Origin of the sequence: Sulfuriroseicoccus oceanibius (assembly GCF_010681825.2) — a bacterium.
Lineage (GTDB): Bacteria > Verrucomicrobiota > Verrucomicrobiia > Verrucomicrobiales > SLCJ01 > Sulfuriroseicoccus > Sulfuriroseicoccus oceanibius.
The window spans coordinates 2305392-2331621 of record NZ_CP066776.1; the positions used below are offsets into that span (position 1 = coordinate 2305392).

Genomic DNA, 26230 nt, shown 5'->3' on the forward strand with positions numbered 1-26230 from the left:
AGAGCCGCCACCCGACGATGGGTGGCGGCTCAAATTTTGTCCTTTGAACGGCTCGCTAAACTTACATCAGCTTATCGAGGAAAGCTGGAATGCCAGGCAGAATGCCAACAGCAGCCATGATGAATGTGCAGACAGCAAACGCAGCACCTGGAATGACGACGCTGTCGGCAAACTTGAGCTCCTTGCCGCGATGCTTGTCTCCGATGAGGCCCATGTTGTCGAGCAGCATGGTCAGCGACCAGCCGAACACAGGGTTCACCAAGGCCGAAGCGAAGATACAGACACCAGCGGCCTGTGCGCTCTTCTCGTCGCGGATCATCTGCATACCGGCTTCGAGCAGTGGAAGGAAAACACCCACAAGGAGAGCGACCACGACCACAGGCTTCCAGCCTGCGAGGTCCATCGGGTAACCGATGATAGCTGCGCCGATGCAGAAGATACCGGTGAGCACCGCGCCCGCAGGGATCGGGCGCTTGGCGATGGCCGCAGGAATCATGTAAGTTCCCCACGAGCTGGCGAGGTTACCCCCACCGAGCAGTGTGCCCACTGCCTGACGAATCGAGGCAATGCTCATGGTATCGTCCACGTTCATCAGCGCCTTGGTGTTCTTAGGATAGTTCATTTCCTGGAACACGCGGTGGCCGAGGAAGTCTGGTGGCCACATGGCAACAGCCAAAAGCGCCCATGGGATCACAGCGAGCCACTCGGCTCCGGTTGGCAAGCCCATGCACCAGCCGGTGCTCTCACCCCACCAATATGCAGGGTTCATGTTTGGCAAGCCTGGTTCGGTCTTGAATGCGAACGGAGCCCCGAGGGCGTATGCCAGACCAAAGGCGATCGCAGAGCAGAGGGGAATCGAGAGCCAGCGCATCTTGAAGCGTGCGAGCACCGCATAGACAATGATGGTGACGCCGATGAGGACGGTCGCCAAGTGTGGCACTCCGACTTCAGCGCTTGCGCCCCACGCCTTGAGTTGACCGACATACTTGATGGCGCCGGTCAGACCCAGGAAGATCAACAAGCCTCCCCTCACCCCCTTGCCGGTGAGAGTGATCAACTTTGAGCCTCCCTTACTCAAGCTGAGTGCAAGTCCCATCACAGCGACCGACACGCCGAGTGCCAGTGGGTGACCACCAGAGGCGACCACGCTGCCGATGACGGCGACCATCATTCCGTGGGTTCCCGCCAGGTTGGCGTTCGGATTGAGGAAGCCGGAGAACAGGAAGGCAAAGATCAAGCCCACGATGATCATTTCATAGCGGGTATTTTCCAGAACGAAGCCTGGGCTCAGCTCCACGCCCTGCACTTGCAGCGCAGTCGCCCAAACGCCGACGATTGCAGCCACCATCACCACCTTACCGATGGTTCCGGCGAGAGCAGGCACGACGTCTTCCGGCTCAAAATTGTAGTCACGGAACGGAAGATTGATCCCCCAACGTTTGGGGTTCATGATCGACAATTCGTGTTCGAGGTACTCGGCGCGGGTTTTGAACTCCCGCGACTTTTTCCGTCTTTGCTTGTAACTTAGTTCTTCCGATTCGTGATGCGTGTCGTGCATACCATGTTTGGGTTGGAGCTAGTTTCGGCTCCGCCGGATGAGCCGCGGGCGGAGTCGGCCACCACGGGTGGCCGGCCCATCGGACAATCCTGTGGAGCCGATCGATAGTGGCGCGTGCCGGGCAACGCCGCCACCTCCTACCCCAGAATCGACTCAATTGCCAATTGACACCCCACCTAACGCACCATTTGTCTAATTTGCGCAAATTTGACCACGGTTAGGCTGGTCGAATCTCCCGACCAGAGCAGATCACAACTCCCTCTCCAGCGCGCTCATCCGGCCCAACCCTGCGTGAGCTCAGACTGATTTAATCCATTGACGCAGAATGGTTAGCAGACTCAGTGCAACCACGCCTAATTCAGGAGCGGCAATACCGTACCGTCCATCAAAACCATGGTCACGAGTTGGCCGTTGTGGATCGGCTTTCCGCTCGTCGTATCGACCACGTCATAGGCCACATCTGCCATTCACACGAACGCACCGCGGTAGGATGTGACTTCGATGCTATCAATGCACACAAAGCGGTAGCTTCGTCGGGCCACCAATGCGCCCTGTCCGCGTTTGCTCATCACGAGCTCCACCGTCAAGCCTGATCGCTCTTTGGTGCGTTAGGCTCATCATTGAGCTTGGCCTCGGCTGCGATTTCCTCGGGAGTCTTGCCCATTTTCGCAGGGGTCACGAGGCCGGCGGTAAAGACGAGTTTCAGAGCTGCCTCGAGTCCGATGTTGCATTCGGTGACTTTGTCCGTATCGACTACGAGCGTAAAGCCGGTCAATGGATTGGGCGATGTGGGAAGGAACACGACTGTCTTCGGCTCGTCGGTGACGGGATCCGCGAAATCGCCGGTGACAAATGCCAGCAAGCGGCAGCCAGGGGCCGGATAGTCGATGTAGACCACGCGTTTGAAATTGCGCTGGCTGCTCAGCCCGCGGAAGCTTTCCATCAATTGCTTCACGCTCTTGTAGATCAGGCCGAGCACCGGCAGTGTTTGCACCCAAACTTCCAATTTGGCGAACCAATGGCGTGCGACCCCGCGCATCGCGGCCGCGCCGATGAGCCCGATGATACTCAGCGGCAGCAGGATGCGCACCAGGCCGCCTCCCGGCCACGAGAAGAACAACTCACGCAGCTGGTCGGCGAGCTCGAGTTTCCCCGTGCCCTCCAGCGCGGCGTTGATGTCGGTATCCACCGCGCCGAACTTCTCCAGCCATTGGATCGTCCCGACGACCAGGCGAGCGCCTTGGATCAGGATCCAGTCCCCCGCCTTCCAAACCTGGACGAGCAGGAAACTGATCACCCAGATCGTGGCGAGCAGAGGCAGGACGACCGCCGCACCGCTGAGCAGTGCTTTGCGCACGATGCAGATCCACGTCTTGTGCTCGTGTGAGCCTGCGGGGTCAGTCGGATCGCTCATGATGTCGGGCTTTCGGTTGGGCGGCGCTAGCCTTGACGCTTGGTCAGGTTTTTACCCAACCATTCAATACCGAATACGAGTCCGGCACCAGCCGCAATCAATCCAACACCAAGCCAAGTGGCCCCAGCCGACCAATCCGGAAGGAACCACTCGTAGCCGGTGACCTTCTCCTTCACCTTGTCGCCCAGCTCGAAGGTGGTGACGATTTCGTTCTTCCATGGCCAGATGACAACCAGGGAGCCCGCGACAAAGCCGGTCAAAAGCGAGACGGCGAAATCATGGAAATCGCGGAAGATCCAGCGCAACACACGGGCAAACAAGAGCAAGCCGGCCACCGCGCCGATACCGATAGGCACCAGCATTTTGAGCCGGAAGTTCGGCACGGCATCGAGCATGACCAGCTGGTAGTTCCCCATCAGAAGCAACACATAAGAACCGGAAACACCCGGCAGGATCATGCTGCACATCGCCACCGCGCCACACAGCATCAGGTAGAGGAAGTTGTCGCTCTGCTCGGCCGGAGGCAACATGGCCACGCCGCCAGCGATCGCGATCCCAATCACCAAAGCCACCGCAGCGCCAACCGACCACTTCTTGACCATTTTGCCGACGAAGTAGATCGACGCCAGGATGAGGCCGAAGAAGAATGCCCAGGTGAGCTGTGGGTAGTGCTCGAAAAGCGGCTTCAAGATCTTGCCGAGCCCGACAATACCGACACCCGCGCCACCGAAGATCAATGCGAGGAATCCAAAGTCCAACTGCTTGGCGAGCCCTTTAATATCGCCCGCTTTGAGCAAGCGCACGGATTCGTTGTTGAACCCACTGAGGGCGCGGATGATACGCTCGTAGACGCCGGTGATAAACGCCATGGTTCCTCCGGAGACCCCCGGGATGACGTTGGCAGCACCGATGGCGATTCCTTTGAGAATAAGAAGCAGTGGGTTCATAACAGAATGGATGGGGACGATCGACGGGAACAGATGCCACGGATTGCGCGAACTCCAACCGGATTCTTGCCGCGAGACAAGGCAAATCCGCTCGTGAGTGGACGGTCCATTCAGCTTACCTCGGCGCTGAAGGTCTGATCAGAAGTTGTAGTCGGCTTCCTGCCCTAACCGACGCCTCAGCGCACGAGCCCCCTGCCGGATGCGCTCGCAGTTGTTTGGAAACCGCATATCCCCCGCACTCGCGGCTTGCCAGCGCGCGATCCCTGCCCAACATTTCACCCCATGAGCACCTCCAACTGGACCCGATTCAACCAACACATTACCCGCTACCGCGAACTGGGCATCTCGCTCGACATTTCGCGGATGCAATTTGAGACCAGCTTCTTCGGCGACATGGAGTCGAAGATCGCGCGTGCCTACGCCGACATGGACGCACTGGAAGGCGGAGCCATCGCCAACCCGGACGAGGGACGCATGGTCGGCCACTACTGGCTGCGCAACGCGGAGCTGGCACCAGCAGAGCAGAAGGCCGAGATCGAGCGCGACCTGGCCGACATCAAAGCATTCGCCGCAGACATCCACAATGGAACCATCACCGCGGCAAATGGTGAGAAGTTCACCCGCGTGCTTTTGATCGGCATCGGCGGATCGGCGCTGGGCCCACAGTTGGTCTCAGACGCCCTCACCGACCACGAGGCACCAATGGCACTCTCGTTCCTCGACAACACCGACCCATCCGGTATCGACAAAGTGCTCGCAGGTCTTGGCGACGAACTCGCCACCACCCTCGCCCTCGTGATCTCGAAGTCGGGAGGCACCGCCGAAACCCGCAACGGCATGGTGGAAGCCAAGCGCGCCTACGAGGCCGCTGGTCTGGACTTCGCCAAACACGCCACCGCCATCACCGGCATCGATTCGAAGCTCGACAATCTCGCCAAACAAGAAGGCTGGATCAAGCGCTTCCCAATGGGCGACTGGGTCGGCGGCCGCACGTCGGTCATGAGCGTGGTCGGTCTCGTGCCTGCCATCCTCCAGGGCGTGGACATCGATCAATTCCTCGCAGGTGCCCGCGACGTCGATGAAAAGACGCGCCAGAAGAACACCAGCGAAAACCTCGCCATGAAGCTCGCCCTGATGTGGTACCACGCCGGCAACGGCAAAGGCGAAAAGGACATGGTCGTGCTGCCATACAAGGACAGCCTCGTGCTTTTCTCGAAGTACCTTCAGCAGCTCGTCATGGAGAGCCTCGGCAAGGAGCACGATCTCGACGGCAAGGTCGTCAATCAAGGCGTCGCGGTCTACGGCAACAAAGGCTCGACCGACCAGCACGCCTACGTCCAGCAGTTGCGCGACGGCGTGAACAACTTCTTCGTTACCTTCATCGAAGTGCACGAGGCGCGTCAGAACCTGGGAGCAAACGACGAAGTCGAGCCAGGCGCGACCACGGGAGACTTCCTTCAGGGCTTCCTGCGCGGCACCCGCAGCGCACTCAGCGAGTCCGGCCGCGAGAACATGACCATCAGCATCCCGACAGTGAACGCCTACTACCTCGGCTCGCTGATCGCTTTGTTTGAGCGTGCGGTTTCGTTCTACGCAAGCCTCGTCAACATCAACGCCTACCACCAGCCGGGCGTTGAAGCCGGCAAGAAGGCAGCTGGCAGCTTCCTCGAGGTGCTCAAGGCCGCCCGCGGGTTCCTCGCCGACAACGCAGGCACCGACCTCACTGCAACCGATGTTGCCAAGGGGATCGATGCTGATGTGGAAAGCACCTACCACGCGCTGGTCCACGCCGCAGCGAATGCGTCGGGTATCAACCACACGCTGGCGAGCACGCCTGAAGAAGACACCTTCTCGGTTGAAGCCTAATCGGGACTAACAACCCGTAATTGATCTACCATGAGCCCCACTGGTCCCACGACCGGTGGGGCTCATGTCGTTCTCACACGGCGCCACCCGAACCAAGGTCGGGCAGATTCTTTGCAACATCAGCAGCAACAGCGCAGTACTTGAGCCCGCATCCGACCTACCGGCACGGAACCAAGCACTTGCGCCCAATACACTTCAGGTTGCACCTGCAAGCGCCCGGACCCTCGCAATGACAGCGCCCCCCCCACCGCCCATGAAACCTATATTGCAGCTAGTCATTCCCATTCTTGCGCTCACGGCCACAGGCCTGGCTGACGACACCAGCCTGCTGGAGATGGTCAAAAGGGTGCATCCGGATCATGCGGAGAGCATCGAGTTTCGATCCATCCCTGCTACTGATGGCAAGTCAGGCTTCACCATCAGCGCAGCAGACGGAAAGATTCAGCTGGCAGGATCGGACACATCGGCAAAGGCGGCCGCCTACGGCTGGTATCTGAAACACGTCAGTCGGTCTCACCTCTCGTGGAGCGGCGATCACCTGCGGGCCGGCGCACCGCTCCCAGACGAACCCATTAGCCAGAGCTCACCGTACCGCCACCGCTTTGCTTTCAACTACTGCACGCTCTCATACACCATGGCATTTTGGGACTGGGAGCGATGGGAACGCGAAATCGATTATCTTGCGATCAACGGCTACACCCATGCACTTGTCACAGCGGGCCTCGAAAAAGTATGGCAACAAACCCTGCACGAGCTTGGCTACCCGGAAGAAAAGACCCGTGACTGCATCGCCAACCCGGCGTTCGCCGCGTGGTGGCACATGGGCAATCTGGAGGGACATGGCGGACCGCTGAGCCAAGGGCTGATCGACCGCGAGGCCGAACTCGGGCGCAAGATCGTCAAGCGCATGAGGGAGCTCGGGATTACGCCGGTGCACCAGGGTTTTGTTGGTCTTCTTCCCAATGGAATCGACGAACACGTGGAAGGACTTACGTTAGTCCCGCAAGGCCATTGGGTTGGCGGGTTCCGCCGCCCGACCGTGCTTGACCCTACGACCGACGCATTCCAAAAGATCGCCGAGGTATGGTACCGGAACCTGGAGGATGTCTACGGCGCTCGCGGCGAGGCATTTGGCGGGGACCTCTTCCACGAGGGAGGCAGCCACGGCAACATCAACGTCAAGGCTGCGGCCAAATCCGTTCAGCATGCAATGCAAACCGCGTCCCCGGACAGCACGTGGGTCCTCCAATGTTGGCACCACAACCCAAGCGACCAACTCATCAGCGGCACCAACCCGCAACACACCGTCGTTCTCCAGTTGAGCCGCAACATGCGCGACGGTAACAACGGCGCTCCATTGCGCACATTCCAGGGGCGACCGTGGCTGTGGGCAGAGCTCGCTAATTTCGGCGGCAATCACAACCTCTATGGCGGCAACCCACTGGTCGCGTCGCTGCCCTCGTTGCTATTGAATGAGAATCGCCCGCTTGGAGACATGGCCGGGCTGGCGCTGCTCTCAGAGGGTGTTGAGACCAACCCGTTCTACTATTCGCTGTTCTTTGATGCCGGCTGGCGGGCACAAGACATCGATCTTCAGCGTTGGATCCCGGCCTACGCCGAGCGTCGTTACGGCTCGGCGCATCCCTCGGCGGTAGCTGCACTCGAACTTCTAAACCGATCAGTGTACTCGCCCGAGGGGATTCAGGAAGGATGCACGGAGTCGATTCTCTGCGCCAAACCGCGGCGCGACGCGAACAAAGCATCGACGTGGGCAACCGGCAGGATTTCCTACGATCCAATGGATGTCGTGCATGCGGCGCAGCAATTACTCGATGCCGCGCCCGAACTCAGCGACCAAGCCACCTATCGCTACGATCTGGTAGACACCACCCGTCAGGTATTGGCCGATCTGGCCCGCCCGATCCTCGCCCAAACAATGGAAGCATACGATCGCGAGGACATTGCCTCATTTGACCTCTATTCACAGCGGTTTCTTGATCTAATCCGCGACACGGATTCACTCCTCGCCAGCGACCACCATTGGCTGCTGGGAACCTGGCTTGAAAGAGCGAAGGCAAAGGGCCACACCCTCGAGGAAAAGCGCCTGATGGAGTCGGCAGCGAGAAAGTTGATCACCACCTGGAGCAACCAAAGCGACGCGCTTGACGACTATTCACACCGTCAGTGGTCTGGCTTGATGAAAGATTACTATCTGGTGCGATGGCAGACGTTTTTCGATGTCCATGGCGAAGTGCTCGCCGGCCACAGAAGCCCAGACTCGCTGGTAGGATGGTATCCGGAATTACAGCAGGCCACCGACCTCAAGTTCGCGCATTTGACGAAAACCTACCCAACACACGCCACCGGCGATCCGGTCCAAGTTGCCACGCGTTTGATGGAGAAGTACGGCCCGCTTGCCGAATTCCTCTGGACCGCACACCAGCATCGCGACGGGCTCCCATGGAAACTAGACCACACCGGGATTCTGAGTTGGGATGTCTCGGACGCGATCACCGAGGCCGGAACCCACACCGTCACGCTTGAGTGGACGTCCGGTGCGCATGCGCTCGAGATCGAGTCGGTCGAACTCTACGAAGGCGATCGACTCGTCGCCCAGGATAGGCACACGGGACAAACCGGCTGGCAACACAAAGACAACCGCTACACCCTCGACCTCAAGAAGCTTCGAACCAACCTCGACGCCTACACTTTGAAAGCCAAAGTTCGCGGTGTCGGGGGGGGCGACTCGGCCGGAACACTCAAGATCTGTAGAGACTAACAGCCCGAAGCAACATCAAGAGTAGCCCGCTATTCGGCGGCTTCTTTATCCACGCCCTGGGTTTCCGGCGCCTCTCCTGCCGGCTCCGTGCGCTGGTAAACCCGCACGTAGTCCACCCGCATCAAGGCCGGGAATGGCGTTGTCGCATTCGGGACACCCGGCCAATTCCCACCCACCGCAAGGTTGATGATCAGGTGGAACGGCTGGTCGAACGGAGCGGGGTACGGGGCCGCGGTACTGTCCCATTTGTTAATGGTCTGATACAGCTCGCCGTCGACATACCAGCGCATCTCGGTGGGCTCCCACTCCAGGGAGAACACATGGAATTGCTTGGAGAAATCCCCATTGGGAACGCTGAAATGGCTACCTGAGTGGCGGTTGTTGGGCCATTTGTCGCCGAAATGCAGCGTGCCGTGCACTTTGTCCGGCTGGTGCCCGACGGTTTCGACGATATCGATTTCACCGGAGGCCGCCCAGCCACCGTAGCGCTCGTCTTCCGGCAGCATCCAGATAGCCGGCCAGATCCCCTGCCCCTTGGGTAGTCGCGCCCGAACTTCAAAGCGCCCGTACTGCCAGGCGGCGCGGCGTTTGGTGCGGATGCGCCCGCTGGTGAAGTCGCGCTGCACCCCGGCGACATTCACCTTTTCCCGGTTCGCCTGAATGACGAGGTATCCGTTCTCAGTCCGGACGTTTTTCTTGCGGTCGAGGTAGTACTGTAACTCCTGATTGCCGCCACCGTGGCCGTTCTCCTCAACGGCCCACTTGCTGAAGTCCAACTCGGGGCCGTCGAACTCATCGCTCCAAACGAGGCGCCACTGGGACGCCTCGTTTGCTAAAACGAAATTTGCTACCGAAAGAAATAAGACAAGAGCTCTCATGAATCCGGCAGCAGTCTACGCAGGAATGGCTTACTTGCCAAACACGCGGTCGATCTGCGCGACCAACTCACGGCTCCAACCGCCCTTGGCAGCATAGAGATCCGCTTGGGTCTTCAAGAAATTGAAGCGGCCGTTGATCTGCTGACGGACCTGCGATTCGTAGATAAGGAAGGCATTGACCATCTGGATGTAGTCCTTCTCGCCACCTTCGCGGTAAGCGGTCTCGGTAGCCTTGTGAATGGTAGCCTGATGGGCGACCAACTCGTCGAGGCTGCGCAGGTTGACGCGAGCCAACTGAAGGCTCTGCTCACTGAAGCTGGACTGACGGCTGTTACGCTCCACCAAGGCGGCGAGCACAGCTTCCTTCGCCTTCTTCATGTAGCTCAAGCGCTTCGCTTCGGAGCGGTTGATTCCGCGGTCGAAGCAGTCCCACTTGAGCATCACTCCAGCCTCGTAACCATTGAGTGTACGACCAGTACCGAAAAGGGAGCCATCCGAGTCATCGTGCAATGCGAGACCGTACAAGCTCAAGCGCGGCACATCCTTGCGGCTGACGCTCTTGATCTGGCTCTCCAATGCGTCGATCTCCGCCTGCAGTGCCTGCAGTTGTGGATCCGCGTTCACCTCACCCTTTGCCGTGGCAGGCATGGTCAACTCACGGCTACCACCGAGGGTCAGTCCCGCCGTGGCCTTCTGATCCAAGCCAAGGCTCATCAACAAACGCTGACGCTGCTGGCCGAGGAGGCGCTGCTCCTGCTTCATGGCAACAAGCGCGGACTTGATATTCTCCACGTCTTCAACGGTCGCAACACGCTCCTTGAGTCCTTCGGAGACGCGGCCGAGCTCGGCTTCCAAATAACGAACCACACGCTGATGCGACGCTTCCAAGTTGGCAAGGCGCACCGCTTCGAGGAACGACTCAACGAATTGCTCGGTCAGCTCTTCCTCTTTGCTCTCGAGCAATGCCGACTGATAGCGCTGCTTGGCTTTTGCCTGATCCACCTTGTGCTTGAGGGTGAAGTCCAACAACGGCTGGTCGATCTCCAACTTGGCGCGTGTATTGTTATAGTTGGTGCTCCCCTCTTGGAAAACCCCTTCACCGTCCTGATCAATGTCTTGACCGATGGCAAGCTGTCGCAGCTCAAGCTCCATCTTAGGAAGGTAGCCGCGCTTCTCGCTAACCACCTCCTGGCCGGCTGCCTTCACCAGATAGTTCTGGCTAACCAAATCCGGGTTCCCAGCCAAAAAGCTTTCGTAGGCGTTGTTCAGTTTTCCGGCTTCCGCCTGAGTCAGGGCCGCGCTGGCGACCATCAAACCTGCAACCACAGGTCGCAGTAAATGCTTGGTATTCGTCATCATCTTACTAGAGCCCCCGGGGGCGAGCGTCTGTTTTTATCTCGTAGGGATTATTCCGCTTTTGTGCAGAACCGCCGAGAGATCACTAGCTTATCAATCAAGCGTGTCTAGCTCTTTTTGACAAAACAACGTTTTGCAAGCTACAGCGACGCCCTCACTGCTGGTTGCGCAGCATCAAGGTCAGGCGCACAAGACTGCGGTTCACCACTCCGGGACTACTACTGGTGACAACCACCTTACCCAACTTACCCACTTCATCGACGGACAACTCATCCCCGTTGATTTCAACCACCACCCTCAGCATCGAACTGCTAGGAGCCACCGAGTTCACCACATACAGGTCGTTGGATCCGTGCTCCTGCGGCTTCACCTCGACCACCTTGCCCGAAATCAACCGCCCGTCTCCGCGCAACTGAACGAAGGCATGATCTCCAGGGAAAACGGTATCCTGATAGTAGCGGTGGAAGAACGACTCAACGAAGACTCCATCGCGATCCGCCAGCTGGACAAGCGACTGGCCGGTGGAGACATTCTGACCATCGACCGCCTGGCGCATCCACACCATCCCGTCAGACGGACTGGTGATCTCCACACTCTCAAGGCTACTGAGGTACTCCGAGTTGGTCTTGATGAGTGACTGGGCCTCGGTGAGCTGCAACTGCAAGTCGCCTCGCTGTGTCTTGAGCTCGCGGATCTCATGTTGGAGCGAAGCGATCTCACTGGTCAGCGCGTCGTTGCTCTCGGTTTGGGCAACGTGCAGCCCGGCCTTGGCGAGATCCAAGCTATCAGCCACCCTCAGGCTCTCGCTCTCAAATGCCTGCAGCCGCTTCTCCGCCTCCAGCGCCAGCTTGCTTCTTTCAAGCCGCTTCGAGCGCGTGACAATCCCCTTCTCAACCAAGCTCTCCATGCGGTCTTCTTCCTCGCGCATCAGCTCAAGCTCGCGACGTGCCAGATCTTTCTTTTGGGTTAATGCGGACAATTCCGCGCTCAGTGTCGCGACTGTCTTGGCTGTGCGCTGAGCGTATTCGAGGTTGTCTTTCTCGAGCTCCGCGTTGCGCTGCGAAAGTGCCAGCTCGGTATTCGCAAGCTGGGTTTGCAGACGCTTTTCCAAGAAGCGCAACTGCTCGACCTCGCGCTTCAACGCCGACTGATCCTGCTCCACGTTTGCAACCACCTGCCCTTTGGTAACGGCAGCACGCGCCCCCACAGCAATGGACTGCACGATGCCGTCGGTCTGGCTGTTAATCTGCACCTTGCGCGTGTTCACCACCGCGTGGCTACTCGACGGGAAATACGGCGGCAGCAAGATCGACCACAGCGACAACGCCACCAACACAAGCGCGATGGCAATTTTGAGGATTCGAAAAACTCGTGACATAAGCGATGAGGGATTGGTTACTGGGCGACTTTGCGCGCCAGGGAAAAGAATGATTTACGGAAACTGCCGGTGGTCGCCGGCAAGGACGAGCGGCTGCCATCCGCAGCGAATGGAGGCTCCACGCAGGCCAGCAAGGCCAGGAATGTCATCCACAAGTAGAAGGTGGTAAGAGCAAGAATCAGACCGAGGTTCTCGTTGGCAAAATTCGTGGCAGGCAGACCAAACAAGAAGGTCTTCGCCATTCCGCCAAGCGTTACCGCGAGCAGCACCAGATGCGGTGTGGCGACCTGCCAGTTGATCGTGGCCCGGTCACGACTCAGGTTCTTATCCGTCACTTTGAACACACCTCCACGCGGGTTGATTAATGTGACAAAGATCGCGCGCAGAATGTGGAAGACGCTGACGAATCGCCCCAGCTCTGAGATCACCGGCATCACCTTTCGCTCGGTAAGCCAATAGAGAACCAGAGTCGAAACCAGCACCCGCGGCGCGAACATCATCAGCAGGTGACCGTTGTCGGAGTCAAATGGCGCGCGCCCGGTCCACCAGAAAACGGCCGGAGCAATCAGCACGAAAAAGAACCAGATCGAACTCAGGTAATACCCCATCGTGTCGAAAAAGAACACGCGGTCCAAAAGCGACAACCCGCGTGAGCGGATCGGCCCGGATTTCAAAAACAAACATTGCAAGGTCCCCGTACACCAACGCACCCGCTGGGTGATGAAGGTACTGAGTGTGTCCGCCGCCTTGCCGAGCGCCAACGGAGCCAGATGGAAACGCGTGATCCATCCGTGCTCCTTGAGCTTGTAGGTGAGCAGGAGATCCTCACAAATCGACTCGACCGGGAACCCACCAATGCGGTCGATGCACTCGCGACGAACCACAAAGTTCGTGCCGTAGCAGAATGCATTGTCCCAGTTGTCGCGGCACGGCTGCATCACGTCGGTGAAGATGCGTTGTTCCTCAGGCCACGACTGTCCGCCGTTCAAGTTGAGCTGAATGGCGTCTGGATTGTCGAAGTGTTGAGGCGTTTGCACGATACCGACGGCGTCATCATCGAAGTAGCCCAACGTCTCCAATAGAATGTCCGGATCAACCACAAAATCCGCGTCGAGACACATGATGAAGTCACCCTTGGCCTGCTTGAGTGCGTTGTTCAAATTGCCCGACTTGAACCCACTCCGGTCCTGACGCGTCACGTAGTGGACACCGGCATCGGCGCACAATTCTTCCAGCCAACCGCGCTCGCCATCATCGAGCACGTACACGTTAACGTTTGGATAATTGATCGCACTCGCGCCCAGAATCGTGGGACGCAAAATCTCCAACTCCTCGTTGTAGGTGGCGATGAATACATCCACGGACGGGCAATCTCCATCCGGGTCCAGACGGCGGTATCCTTTTTCCTCCGGCTTGCGCGGGCGCTGAATGAAAACAATCAAGTGCCACGAGAGCGAGCACAACGCGACCAACTCCGCCACAAAGAAGCCCCACTGCCACACAGATTCCGCGCTGGAAAGGAACGGATCCATTGTCGTGCCAAGCCGCCAGTTGAAGTAGCGAACGTTTAAGAAGATCGCCAGACCAGCCAGAGCGAACCGCAACCAGCCCTTCTGCGGGTCGAGATTACGGACCAGTAAAAACAGCCCCACGAAAAGCAAAAGGTTCGAAAGCAATCCTGGAAAGTCACTAAACATACTGGTGATCACGTCGGGGGCTCGTTTCTCCATTGTGTGCACGCATCTTCAGTGGCGATGGTTGCGCGGCACATCCGGCTCCTCATGGAAGGCGCAGAAACTACGCGCATTAGGCCAATTCGACAAGCCCAACCCACGATAATAACCAAAATCCAACGGGCGCGGCGCAGAATGGAGAAACGCGAAGCTACACCCAAACAAACAGCGCCCACCTCACCGCCCGAGGCGCCGTCGACCTGGCTTAGGATCAGAGAGTTGCTGCCACGCCACCAGAGCCGACGAAATCATAGATGGCGGGAATCGACACTCGCCCGCTGCGCGTATAACCACTAAGCTCCACTCCAATGCCATCAGATCCACCATCCGACCGAGATCGCCGGGTGCCGACCGATCCCCCCGCGGAACCGTCGCCGCCCCAGCCCAAGAAGAGGCGGCGTTGGCTCAAACGACTGGCCGTATTGGCAATACTCATCCTCGTCGCGGTCTGGGCTATCAACGGACCGATCTTCCGCTGGGCACTAGGCTCCATCGTTCCCGACCAATTGGAAAAACGCGGCATCACACTCCAGTGGGAGGCAGGTGGGAGCTTGTGGTCCGGCATCAATTGCCGCGAAATCTCAGTCGAGACCAACGAGAGCACCGGCGTGGTTTCCTCAACCACCGCTGGCTCACTTGAGGTGGACCTCGACTGGTGGCGGTGGCTACGAGGCAATCTGGCGCAGCCGGTCACTAGACTGGACTTACTCGGCGTTTCTACCGATGCCAGACTACTCGAACAAGAGAAGGTAGCTGAGCCACCAAAACCGAAAAAAAACGAACGCCCTGCGGGAGAACAAGCCGGCGACCTCTTTCAAACCATTCAACGCTTCACCGCCGGCACCCGCGCCCGGATAGAGATCGAGACCCTCCGCCTGACGACGCCATCAACTCAAACCTTCGAGGTCGAGAACGCTGAGCTGACCGTCGACCGAGCCGAAGCCATCTCACTCAGTCTGGCTGAGACTTCAGTGGCTGGTTTCGATCCGATGCTTGGGTTCCAACTCGAGCTTAAGCCCAAGGATCGGAGGGTTCGCCTGCAAAACTTCGCGCTCGGTGATGCTGTCCAAGTGAAGCTGGCCGCCCTGACACTAGCCGACGACGAGCAGCTCAGGATCACCCTCGACAGCCACCTCTTTGGCGGGGACCTGAGTGGTGAGATCTCCGAGGACCGCACATTCGCCTTCGAGATCACCAACGGGGAAATCGACTTCGATGCGCTCGATCAATTTCTTGAGTCGCTGTTCGACAAGCGCCTGTTCCTACCCTCCGGCCGCATCACCAAACTGAGCCTCGCAGGTAAACTGGGAGCCGGCAAGGTGCTCGAAACCTTGGAGGCGGACACCCGCTTGAATGTGGTGGACTTCGCACTTGGGAAACGGCGCTTAGGTGACATTTCGCTTCATGCCGGCGCCGAAAACGCGACCCTGAGATCCTACGTTTTAAGCGTAAAAGCACCTCATAAGCACCTCGAGTTAAAGAACGCGACCCTCCCTGTATCGAAACTTACTCACAAACGCCCGTGGACGCAGATCACCACCGAGTCCTTGCGCCTCGAAGTTGCAGATCTTCACGAAGCGCTGTCTGAGTACCACGTCCGCCCGGGCGATGCGATGCCCGCGTTGGCTGTCGTCCTCGAAGGCACCACAGCCCCCTCTCCTCATTCAGATGCGTGGTACCCACATGCCACGCTCAACGCGCTCGGCCGCCCGCTGGCTGATGCTTTGGATCTCGACATAGAGGTCGATGTCGACAGCGATGGCGCGTTCCATTCCCCCATCGACTGGCAGGTTAGAGTCCGCGATAACGTCAGCGCCCCAGCCATCGGCAATCCCGAAATTGCCGGCAGCGGAACATTCACAATCAAATCACTTGGACTCACCGGTGACCTGGCGCTGCAGATCACACCTGAGTTCCCGCTGGCAAAAACGGTCGCCTGGAGCGGAGCACAGTTACCCATCGACGGTGACGTCACTCTCGATGCCACCAGTAACTTCGATATGCGCTTCGGGAAAAACGCGCACTACACCGGCACGTGCCGGGTCAACACGGTGAAGCTCATCGGCGCCTCGTCATTCCCCGACCTCACCGCATCGCTCGAAGCCGGGTTAGCCAAAAATCACGCCTACGCCCGTAACCTTGAGGCCGAAGTCAACGAACTCAACATAGCCGGCGGAGTGGACTGGAAGAACAAGCGTCTCGGGATCCCGCGCCTCACCGTGACCCATGACAACAGTGGGGCAAAACTCGACCTTACTGCGGACCTTCCCTTCCCTCTGAAATCGATCGCTTCTCCTGAAGTGCTGCTCGAATCAGCCGATCCAATCGAACTAAAGCTGTCGCTAAAAGCTGCGAGTCTGGCCGACTTCGACCCGCTGCTCGAATTGGGCGGACTATCCAGCGATTCGTTAGGCATCTCCTCCGGGGAAATCGATGTGGAAGTCGACGTCACCCGGACCAAGCGTGCCGACCACGCGCCGGCAGTGGATCTCGCCGCACAGATCGATCAATTACGTATCGCCAGCGACCCAATCGGCGAGCCGATCTCGATTCAAATCGACCTCAGCGCAGACCAATCGACCCAACTCGATGCCGCCGTAAAATACGGGGATCTGACGAGCTTGAAGATGACCGGCCGCATGCCTTGGGAGCCTCTGGCATGGGTAAAGAAAGAGCGTGAAATCAGCAGTGAAAACCTTGAGGTTGATGCGCTTGTTGAGTCCATCCCGCTGGAGCCCTTCGCACCGCTGGCGCCGGTTATCGAAGAATTGAAAGGCTCGCTCACCGTGCGAGCGAGAATGACCGGATCCGTGGGCAACCCGATGTTATCAGGCTCCACCAACCTGCAGGTGGCAGTCGCCCGCTTTGACCTACCGGTATTCCCAGGACTGCGAGACCTTAGCCTGAAGACCTCCACTGAGAACAACCAACTCACGATCACCGACGGCTCCTTCGAGTCGGCCGGAGGAAAGTACGAACTCGGCGGCACAGTCGACTTGAGCACGATGACCCAGCCCGCGTTCGACCTTCGGCTCGCAACCGACGAAGCCCTGGTCTACCGAGACGACGCCATGACCATCCGCGCCGATGCCAACCTCACGTACACCGGCACACTAGCAGAGTCGACACTCGCCGGAGACGTCGGACTGGTGCGCCCGCTTTATTACAAAGAGTTCAACATTCTCTCCACCGATTCCACCGGTGGCGCAGGAACACCCCATCAACTCCCCACCTTCAGCACCACGCCGACCGGACCTGCCACAGACTCCGATGAGGGTAACACCGAGCCTCCCGCCCCCTCGTTTCTGGATACCTGCAAACTGGACGTCCATGTCACCACGGCGGACAAGGCCCGGGTTCGCACCGACATCGCGACAGCAGATGCGGTGGCTGCGGTGCACGTGGGCGGATCGCTGAAGAAGCCTGAGTTGTTTGGTGAAGCAAAGGTATTGCGGGGTTCTGCCCAACTACCATTCACCCGCATCGACGTGACACAGGCCACAGCCGTCTTCCGGCCAGCCTACGGGCTGACCCCTAGGATCAATGTTCAAGCCCAGAGCCAGGCGGCGCGTCACACAATCCAGATTTTCGTGAGCGGGAGCGCAACCGCTCCCCAAGTCATCTTCACCTCCACCCCCTACCTCCCGCGGCAGGATGTGCTTACCCTTCTTGCCACAGGCTCCACTCGCAGCAACCTGGAAGGCGGTGGCTCCGCAGCACTCAAAGCGGTGATGTTGTTATCCCAAAAAGTAGCAGCTGACCAGGACCGCTCGCGCATCATGCGCTGGATTGCGGGCAGTTTGAGGTTCATCAGCAACATCGAAGTGGGAATCGGCGAAACCAACCGGCTCACCGGCAAGCGATCGAACTCAGCAGAGGCAGAACTCACCGACCGCCTGCGCTTCCGTGTTGAGTACGATGAGAGCGACTCACGTGCGGCCTTGATCTATAACTATCCGCTTGATTAACCTTCCGTGTCGCGAGCCCTCCATCCCGCATGACCACTCCCCTCCGATTGTCACTTCCTCTTGTTGCCGTACTGGCGCCTTGGCTTGCCATTGCTACCGCCACGGCTCAGGACGACGATCTTCCCGCGCGCAACTTTGAAGGTGAGATCAAGCAATGGATCAACCGCGCATCCCTCAGCTCAGAGGCGCAAACCAGCCAGGTTCAACTCAACATCGAAGGGATAGATGCCAAGTTAGAGGAGGATATGAGAGCGCTCGCGGGCCGGCGCATTGACTACTTGTTGGAGCCACCTGCAACGCGGGCGGTTGCCGACGACCTCGCTTTCATTTTCGAGCGCTTGTTCCACGAGCATGGGTACCCCGAAGCCCGGATCGATTGGGAGCTGGTCAACTCGATGAGCGTCCGGCTCAATGTGGATACCGGACCGGCTGCGGCAGTGGGCGAGGTCACTATTACCACTACTGGAGGGGCCTCCCTCGATGAAGAGTTGATGCGGGAGATCCTGCTGGCGCCAAGTATCACCAGCGATGACATCCAGCGCGATTTCATCCCGTTTGTAGAGAGGCTGATCCAGCGGGGAACGAAAAACGTCGAAGCGTGGCTGGATTCCCAAGGGTACTGGCTGGCCACGGTTGAGCTTAAGATCCCCGAGGCCGCCGACGCACAAAACCGTTATCCACTCGAGCTATCAGTCGATACAGGCCCTCTGATTCAATTCGGCAAGGTCACTCTGGTCGATCTGGAGACGGGAGAGAGCCGGTTGATTCAGCCCGCGATTGAGAAGATCAAAGGAGAGACAGCAACTGCCGAGCGGTTGATTCAGTTTGAGCAGGAGATTGCCGCAGCTTTTGACAAAGAAGGCTACTACAACACACAAACCCGCTTCACCCAAGAGATCGAGGGCAACCGCATGAACCTCACTGTGGCGGTGCTCCCCGGCCGACTTTTGAATGTCGGGGAAATCAACTTCCTCGGATACGAGCGCACCAAGCGAAGCGCACTCGACAGACGTTTCCGCAGCCTCAAGGGCACGCTGTACAGTGCCGATCGCTTCCAGGCCAAGCTCGAGACGCTGTATCGAACCGGGATATTCAGCCGCATCGACGTGGAAGAAATCGTCGAGCCGGACAACACAATCGACTACACATTGACCATCCACGAGGGCACCTCCAAGCGCATCGGCGTCTCCGGTGGAGTTAGCAGCGAAAGTGGTGGCTACTCCGGGATCCAGTACCGCGACCACAACGTACTGGGCAAGATGCATCGGTTTGATGTGGAGTTCGAGTACTCGGCGCTGGGGCTCAGAGGCGACCTGGCTTATGGCGTTCCTTGGATCTTCGGTGACCGCACGATGTATCAGGCGCGGTTGTTTGCGATTGCGCGGGATTACGCGGCCTACGACAAGTTCGAATACGGCTGGCAGAGTGTGCTCGAGTTCCGCCCGAACGAGCACTACAAGCTCTCACTCGGGCTCGACGGTGCATTCACCGACATCAGCGGACTGGAAATCGCCGAGACACTCACAGGGCCAACCGATTACTATTTCTCAAAAGTCAGCATCAACCAAAGCTATGACAAGCGGGACGACGCTGTGAACCCACGCAAGGGATGGATAGCGGCGCTCAATGTGGATGCGGCCGGAGGGTTCCTCGGCAGCGATGTGAACCTGATCCGCACCGACGCCCGGCTCGCGTGGTATCTTCCGCTGGGAGATAGCAGCCACATCCGACTGGTAGGTGCCGGCGGTGCCCTCTACGAACCAGACGGCGAACGCACCGTTCCCATCGACCAACGGTTCTTCCAAGGCGGAGCGTCGGGCATTCGCAGCTTCCGCGAACGTCGGGGCCCGCCCTACTCCCCAAGCGGAAAACCCATCGGCGGCAATTCTTACAAACTCGCCAGTGCGGAATTGGTAGGCCCGATCAAAGGCCCGGTGAAGTTCGTCTTGTTTGCCGATGCCGGAAATGTCACCGAATCTACTGATCCACTGAATTTCTCTAACAGCGAGGTCGCGGTAGGCGCCGGCCTCCGGGTGAACCTCCCGACAGGACCGATTCGACTTGAATACGGCCACAATATGACGCACGACGATGGGGAAACCGAAGGCACCCTCCACTTTGTGATCGGCATCTCATTCTAACCGTGAAGCAATTCAAATCCCCCTCAACACACGCCCACGCCCAGCTGCAGAAGCGCCTGCTCGAATGGGCGAATGCCTCCGGCTTCACCGCTGCGGCTCTGAACGTAGCCACCATGCTGCGTGACGTCACTGTCGATTGCGCGGCTTATGCCGTCTCATCGGATCCTGGCGGCGACCCGATCGGCAGTACCTTCATCTTCACCTGTGTGGCCACGCGCGACGAGTTCCTTGAGTTCGCCGGACGCCCCCGCACCGCGGACGTGAACAGACTCTCCGCCATGCAGGATGAGTTGAATCAACTTCAGGGCGGGTTGGCCGCCAGCCCGTCCACTTCCAGCTCCTCCGGTGATGATCTGTTTGCCATGGCCAGCGACGCCAACTCGCGTGCCGCCAGCGAACAAGCCATTGAGCGCCTGCAGGAAAAGATCCACGCCATGCGGGAGAAATGGTACGGCAAATCCATCGTGAGCCGCATGTTCACAGCGAACTGCGCCAACCAAATGATCCTCGTGGCCCCACCGGGTGTCTGTGCCAATTATGAGCTTCCCGATGGCTGGGGCTTGTTGGTTCCCCGGCAGGCGGTGGAGGCCACCGAGTCCAGTGAATCCACCCCGGCGAGCTGGTTTGCCCAAACCATCAACGGCCGCCGTTTCGAGGTCCCCCCCAACCGCAGGCTCGACCTCCTCCAGCGCATCGCCCGCGCCCAATCGGTTGCCAAATAGCTCCGACTCACGATCCCTAATCCGCAGCAATCTTGCCACGGGAGTGCGGACACGTCGCGGCCGACCATTGATGTAGCGAGCCTGATCGCCAAACTCCGCACTGGAGAACCGTGCAATCGTGTGCTTGGTTCTCGCGCAACCGCACGCGCGCGAAAAACCATCTTTACGACCAATGCTTACGATCAAGAATCTCACCAAAACCATGGGCGGACGGACTCTGTTCCAGAACGCCGAAATGACCATCAACTGGGGCGAGCGCATGGCCTTGGTCGGACCAAACGGCGCAGGTAAGTCGACTCTCTTTAACATTATCCTCGGCAAGGAAGACGCCGATGAAGGCACCGTCGACCGCGACGAATACGCCATCGTGGGCTTCCTCGCCCAGGAAGCAGGAGACCCTACCGACGAGACCGTGTTGGAAATCGCCATCGGCATCAATCCGGAGATGGTGGAAGCTCTGCGCGTGTTGCGTGAAGGTGAAGCCAAGGGCGAGCACGGCACCGAAGCCTTTGCCAAAGCCCAGGACGTCTTCGACGCGAACAACGGCTACCAGTTGGAACCCAAGGCCAAGAAGATTCTCGGCGGCCTCGGATATGCCGAAGAGGAAATGAACCGCCCTGCCCGCGAGTTCTCCGGCGGATGGGTGATGCGCGCCCACTTGGCACGCCTTCTGGTGATGGAGCCTGACTTGCTCATGCTCGACGAACCTACCAACCACCTCGACCTGCTTTCGTTGCTGTGGCTTGAGCGCTACCTGCACAGCTATCCCGGCGCAATTTTCATGATCTCGCACGACCGCGACTTCATGGACTCGTTGGCGGAAACCGTCGTTGAGATCGATGCCGAAAAGTTCATCACTTACACCGGCAACTATTCGAACTACCTCGAAGAGCGCGGCAAGCGCTATGAGCAGGCGCTTCAGACCTACCGCAACAAACAAAAGGAAATCGAGCGTGTGGAAGAGTTCATCGACCGCTTCCGCTCGGTCGCCTCGAAGGCATCGCAGGTTCAAAGCCGCATCAAGCAGGTGGAGAAAATGCGTGCCGAGGTGGTGAAGCCGAACCCACCGCGCAAGCTCTTCAAGTTCAACTTCCCTGAGCCACCTCGCTCGAACCAGAAGGTCGTGGAGCTGACCAACATCCACCAGGCCTACGGCGACAAGAAGATCTACAAAGGTCTGGACCTCACCATCGAGCGCGATGACCGCATTGTACTGGTCGGACCAAACGGTGCCGGTAAGTCGACCTTGCTCAAGATTATCGCTGGAATCGTCCCGATCGATCAAGGCGACATCAAAATGGGCTACCTCACCAAAATGGGCTACTACTCGCAGCACCGCGCCGACTCACTCAACGAGAACAACACGGTGCTCGAAGAAGTGCTCGAAGCGAACCCTGAGTTCAACGAAGACGACGCCCGCTCGGTGCTCGGCTCGTTCCTCTTCCGCCGCACCGACGTCCACAAACGCGTCAAGGTGCTCTCCGGTGGTGAAAAGTCGCGCTTGAACCTGGTGAAGTTCCTCGTCGATCCACCGAACCTCCTGTTGATGGACGAACCGACCACCCACCTCGACCTCCTCTCGATTGAGTCGCTGGTGAAGTCGCTCAAGAACTACAAGGGCACGCTCGTCTTCATCTCGCACGATGTCCACTTCATCCGCAACCTCGCCACCACCACACTCCACGTGAACAACGGCGAAGTGACCCGCTACACTGGCGGCTACGATTACTACTTGGAGAAGTCCGGCCTCGGCGATGACGCACGCGGCGGTGTCACCGCGAAGTAATCCCATTTGACGATTCATTTCACTCCCCGCACCGGCAATGCGCCCGGTGCGGGGAGTTTTTGTTTTCCACCAACACGTGAACTGCTAGGCTCCCACGCAAATCGCGACGCCGCATGATTTTGTACCAAGGTTTGGTCGATCCCCGGCGTAGAAACGCGCCGCTACTCCCAGATTATGAAGATCACGACTACGCTTGTTACATCAACTGTTTGCTGTGCCACGGCAATGGCCTCTCCACTCTCCGATTGGTTTGCCAGCCCTGCCGCAGAGCGCGGCCAACTGCCGGAATCCTTCGCCAGCCAGGAGCTCAACTCCCGTGACAAGGTCGAGCTAGCCAAACAACAAGTGTGGCAAGAGTACAAAGCGGCGGCTACAAAGCTCGGGTGGGATAAAAACATCCCCACGGACGCCCGCAAAATGGACGACTGGATCAACGGCAACCAAATCAAACCACTGGTCGCCAAGCTCGGTGAGAAGACCATGCCATATGTCGTCATTACCAATGGCGAAAAACCTGCAGACGGCTGGCCGGTCTATTTCTGCTTCCACGGAGGCGGACGCAACCCACACGCAACCGAAGCCCAAACGTGGCCGGTGAACACAAAGGAATGGTTGGCGCAAATGCACCTCGCTACCACCAAGTGGGATGCGCCGGGGCTCTATATCATCCCGCGCATGGCGGACGACCGCGATGGCCGCTGGTACTACGGGTACAATCAGGAGTTTATCGACCGCATGATCCACTCCGCGATCCTTTTCAACGATGCGGATCCGAACAAATTCTTCATCATGGGGATTTCGGAGGGGGGCTACGCCGCCTTCCGCCTCGGCTCGATGATGGCAGACCGCTGGGCCGGCGCCTGCGGTATGGCCGCCTCCGAACCTCTCAACACATCGCCTCCGGAAAACCTGCGCCATGTCGCCTTCCGCTGCGGCATTGGCGAGAACGACACCATGTTCAACCGCCACATTCTGGCGCGCGATTACTTCAAAGAGTTGGCAAAAATGGCGGAGGCAAACCCTGGGCAGTACATCAATTTCCACGACGAACAAAAAGGCATGGGCCACGGCATCGACTACGAACACGGCCCGCGCTGGATCTCAAAATACGAGCGCACCCCAACCCCGAAGACCATCACGTGGACGGTGATCAAACAGCACGACCGTCACCGCAACCGCCTTTACTGGCTCGTACTCGATGACTACCAGGGCGACCTCCCGCTGAAACTCACTGCCGAAGCCACGAAGGGCAACGTGATCAACCTCACCGCCCACACAGAGAAGGACGGAAAGCTAAGCGAGCCACAAAACCTCAAGCTGCGCGTCTATCTCGACGAGTCACTCGCAGATCTCGCCAAGCCAGTGACCATCCGCATCAACGGCGACGAGGTATTCAAGGGACAGGTTGAGGCCAGCATGGAGGCCATCGTACGCAGCACGGCCGAGCGCGGCGACCCTGAGCAGGTCTATCCAGTACAGGTTCCGGTTGCGCTGTAGTCCGGCGGGCGCCTAGTGCGCCACCCGCACCCTCAAAAAGCGGGCGAATCGGGGAATGCCGTTCGCGGTGCGCCCCGAATATTGGAATGTTACTATCTCCCCGATGGCGGGCGGATTACGCCGCTCGTCATCGGAGAAGCCGGTACCGATCTTGAAGCGCTCTCCATTGGGCAACTGGACCTCGAGCGCACCCAGCATTCCCTCGAACTTCCCCTTCCCCGGGACGTACCCGACGACCACCGCTTCGGCATCTTCAAGCGGCTTCAGCTTGATCAAATCATCAGTGCGCTTGTGTTGATAGCGCGCACCACCCCGGTGAAGCATCAGCCCTTCGCCTCCCGCTTGCACCACCGCATCCATCTTGGCGTGCAGCATATCCACGCTCTGCACCCGAAATTGCTCGACCGCCACCAGCCACGGAGTGCCCTCGTTTTCCACCAGGCGGCGCATGGCGACGACGCGTTCATCAAAGATCCCACCGTGCTCGGGCAAATCGAAGATGCAGTAACGAACCGCTCGCCACGCCTCATCCTCCGGCACCTCCCGCCGGACCGTCCCGCTCACAAGCTCGAACTTTCCCCGCCCGGCCCACAATTCACCGTCCATTACAACATTCTCAGGCAAACCTTCGATGAACCACTGCGGCGCATGGATCACATTGCCCTGCCGGCTGCGCAACTTCGTCCCGTCCCAGAAGGCCCGCACCCCATCGAGCTTCTCACTCACCCAATACTCCGCCAACTCGAGGCGCCCACCTTTCACCACCTCGGCATAGGTTTTGGCATGCTGTAGCGCCGGAGCCTCTCCAGCCGCGCCCACCATCACTGCTAAAACCGACACCGCAATCACTCTAACAAACATGTAAACCTTTTACTGATCAGCGCTGCAATCTGTCAATCCATCCCCCTGAAAATGTCCGCCCCTCTTGGTTAATGTCACTCTGATCTGATAAAAGCCATCATCACCGCTGCATTTGAGTCGCGCATCCGGCCATTCTTGCCATCATAGCCAGCCCAAGCCACCGCACCTATGAGTCTCACATTTCTGCACACCGCCGATTGGCAAATCGGCAAACCTTTCCAATCCATCGCCAGCACCGAAAAGCGCGAACACCTGCGCCGTCAACGCATTGATACGGTCGCGTCTTTGAAGGATTTGGTGGACCAACACGGAGCAAGCTTTGTCGTCGTGGCCGGTGATTTGTTTGACTCGTTCACACCGGACAAATCGACGGTCTCCGCGTTCTGCAAAGCGGTGGGCAAACTAGGCGTGCCGGTGATCGCCATTCCCGGCAACCACGACCACGGCGGCCCCGGCACGATCTGGACCCAGCCGTTCTTCCTCAAAGAACGAGACGCACTTGCGCCTAACTTCAAGGTTCTCCTCAAGCCGGAGCCCTACATTCTCGAAGATGCGGTAATCCTTCCCTGCCCGCTGCTTCATCGCCACAACGCGGGCGACTCGACGGCGTGGCTCCACGTGGAGCAGGACGACCTGCCGTCGGACCGCCCCCGCATTGTGCTCGCGCACGGCAGCACCCAGGGGTTTTCGTCCAACGCGGACGACGACACGACGGATGTGACCAATCAGATGGAGCTCAGCCGGATCGCCGGCGCGAACTACGATTACATTGCTCTGGGAGATTGGCACGGAACCAAACAAATCACCCCACAGGCCTGGTATTCCGGCACTCCCGAACAGGACCGTCACGCAAAAGGAGGAGACAACCAACCGGGCAATGCACTCGTCGTCACACTGGATGAGAGCCCCCCCCCTGCAGTCCAGGTCGAGTCGACGGGCCGCATGGGATGGCACGAACTTTCGATGGAGCTTCCGAATGATGCCGCATTGGACCATCTAAAGCGGGAGCTCGAAGCCATCTTGGAGAACGATAGCGCCAACCACCTGCTCAAACTCAACCTCAGCGGCACGCTGTCCCTCACAGGCGCGAACGATCTCGAGGCTCTGGTAGAGTCGTTGGAGTCCCGCTTGATCGACTTGCGGCTCACCCGTGAGTTCACCGTGGAGCCGTCGGCTGATGAGCTCGCCGCCCTGGTTGAACGCGAAGATCCACTGATTGCCGGCGTTGCCCAGTCACTCCACGGTCTTGCCAGCAACCCCGACCACCCCGAGCACGAGGTCGCCAAACGCGCGCTGCGTGAACTTCACATCCAACTTCAAGCCGTTAGCCACTAACCCGCTACCAA

The 26230-nt window shown here is 58.8% G+C and carries 16 protein-coding genes; 8 read left to right on the forward strand and 8 right to left on the reverse strand.

Annotated features, from left to right (window positions below):
• Positions 1–61 precede the first annotated feature (61 nt).
• From G3M56_RS09320 to G3M56_RS09330, 3 genes are all read right to left on the reverse strand, one after another.
• On the reverse strand, positions 62–1558 hold the full coding sequence (locus G3M56_RS09320) for a DUF3360 family protein (protein ID WP_164362590.1): 1497 nt from the start codon (positions 1556–1558) through the stop codon (positions 62–64).
• A 583-nt stretch (positions 1559–2141) separates the two neighbouring features.
• Complete coding sequence (locus G3M56_RS09325) at positions 2142–2972, reverse strand: DUF502 domain-containing protein (protein WP_164362588.1); 831 nt, start codon at positions 2970–2972, stop codon at positions 2142–2144.
• A gap of 26 nt (positions 2973–2998) precedes the next feature.
• Complete coding sequence (locus G3M56_RS09330; protein WP_164362587.1) at positions 2999–3919, reverse strand: DUF368 domain-containing protein; 921 nt, start codon at positions 3917–3919, stop codon at positions 2999–3001.
• Between the two features lie 282 nt (positions 3920–4201).
• Here G3M56_RS09330 and G3M56_RS09335 point away from each other — a divergent pair, with 282 nt between their 5' ends.
• A complete protein-coding gene (locus G3M56_RS09335; protein ID WP_164362586.1) occupies positions 4202–5785 on the forward strand; it encodes a glucose-6-phosphate isomerase in 1584 nt (527 codons plus the stop codon).
• A 253-nt stretch (positions 5786–6038) separates the two neighbouring features.
• A complete protein-coding gene (locus G3M56_RS09340; RefSeq protein ID WP_164362585.1) occupies positions 6039–8564 on the forward strand; it encodes an alpha-N-acetylglucosaminidase in 2526 nt (841 codons plus the stop codon).
• Positions 8565–8593: 29 nt separating this feature from the next.
• On the opposite strand, the gene G3M56_RS09345 is transcribed toward G3M56_RS09340, so the two are convergent.
• From G3M56_RS09345 to G3M56_RS09360, 4 genes are all read right to left on the reverse strand, one after another.
• On the reverse strand, positions 8594–9442 hold the full coding sequence (locus G3M56_RS09345) for a glycoside hydrolase family 16 protein (RefSeq protein ID WP_164362584.1): 849 nt from the start codon (positions 9440–9442) through the stop codon (positions 8594–8596).
• A gap of 30 nt (positions 9443–9472) precedes the next feature.
• On the reverse strand, positions 9473–10801 hold the full coding sequence (locus tag G3M56_RS09350) for a TolC family protein (protein WP_164362583.1): 1329 nt from the start codon (positions 10799–10801) through the stop codon (positions 9473–9475).
• A gap of 151 nt (positions 10802–10952) precedes the next feature.
• A complete protein-coding gene (locus G3M56_RS09355) occupies positions 10953–12176 on the reverse strand; it encodes an HlyD family secretion protein (protein WP_164362582.1) in 1224 nt (407 codons plus the stop codon).
• A 17-nt stretch (positions 12177–12193) separates the two neighbouring features.
• Positions 12194–13906, reverse strand: a complete 1713-nt coding sequence (locus G3M56_RS09360) for a glycosyltransferase family 2 protein (protein ID WP_235203355.1) — start codon at positions 13904–13906, stop codon at positions 12194–12196.
• Between the two features lie 311 nt (positions 13907–14217).
• Between G3M56_RS09360 and G3M56_RS09365 the strand changes: the two genes are divergently transcribed.
• The 5 genes from G3M56_RS09365 to G3M56_RS09385 all read left to right on the forward strand — a co-directional run bounded on the left by G3M56_RS09365 (position 14218) and on the right by G3M56_RS09385 (position 24023).
• Entirely contained in the window at positions 14218–17877 is a 3660-nt protein-coding gene (locus tag G3M56_RS09365; RefSeq protein WP_164362579.1) for a translocation/assembly module TamB domain-containing protein, read from the forward strand.
• Between the two features lie 29 nt (positions 17878–17906).
• The gene (locus G3M56_RS09370) at positions 17907–20018 is read left to right on the forward strand and encodes a BamA/OMP85 family outer membrane protein (protein WP_164362577.1); all 2112 of its coding nucleotides are present in this window, start codon (positions 17907–17909) and stop codon (positions 20016–20018) included.
• Positions 20019–20020: 2 nt separating this feature from the next.
• On the forward strand, positions 20021–20740 hold the full coding sequence (locus G3M56_RS09375) for a hypothetical protein (protein ID WP_164362575.1): 720 nt from the start codon (positions 20021–20023) through the stop codon (positions 20738–20740).
• A gap of 172 nt (positions 20741–20912) precedes the next feature.
• The gene (locus G3M56_RS09380; protein ID WP_164362574.1) at positions 20913–22526 is read left to right on the forward strand and encodes an ABC-F family ATP-binding cassette domain-containing protein; all 1614 of its coding nucleotides are present in this window, start codon (positions 20913–20915) and stop codon (positions 22524–22526) included.
• Positions 22527–22700: 174 nt separating this feature from the next.
• On the forward strand, positions 22701–24023 hold the full coding sequence (locus tag G3M56_RS09385) for an alpha/beta hydrolase (protein ID WP_164362572.1): 1323 nt from the start codon (positions 22701–22703) through the stop codon (positions 24021–24023).
• Between the two features lie 12 nt (positions 24024–24035).
• Here the strand turns inward: G3M56_RS09385 and G3M56_RS09390 are convergent, their stop codons facing one another.
• Positions 24036–24884 (reverse strand): DNA ligase, encoded by an 849-nt coding sequence (locus tag G3M56_RS09390; protein ID WP_164362571.1) that lies wholly within the window; start codon positions 24882–24884, stop codon positions 24036–24038.
• A gap of 168 nt (positions 24885–25052) precedes the next feature.
• Between G3M56_RS09390 and G3M56_RS09395 the strand changes: the two genes are divergently transcribed.
• Positions 25053–26219, forward strand: a complete 1167-nt coding sequence (locus G3M56_RS09395) for a metallophosphoesterase family protein (RefSeq protein ID WP_164362569.1) — start codon at positions 25053–25055, stop codon at positions 26217–26219.
• Positions 26220–26230: the final 11 nt, after the last annotated feature.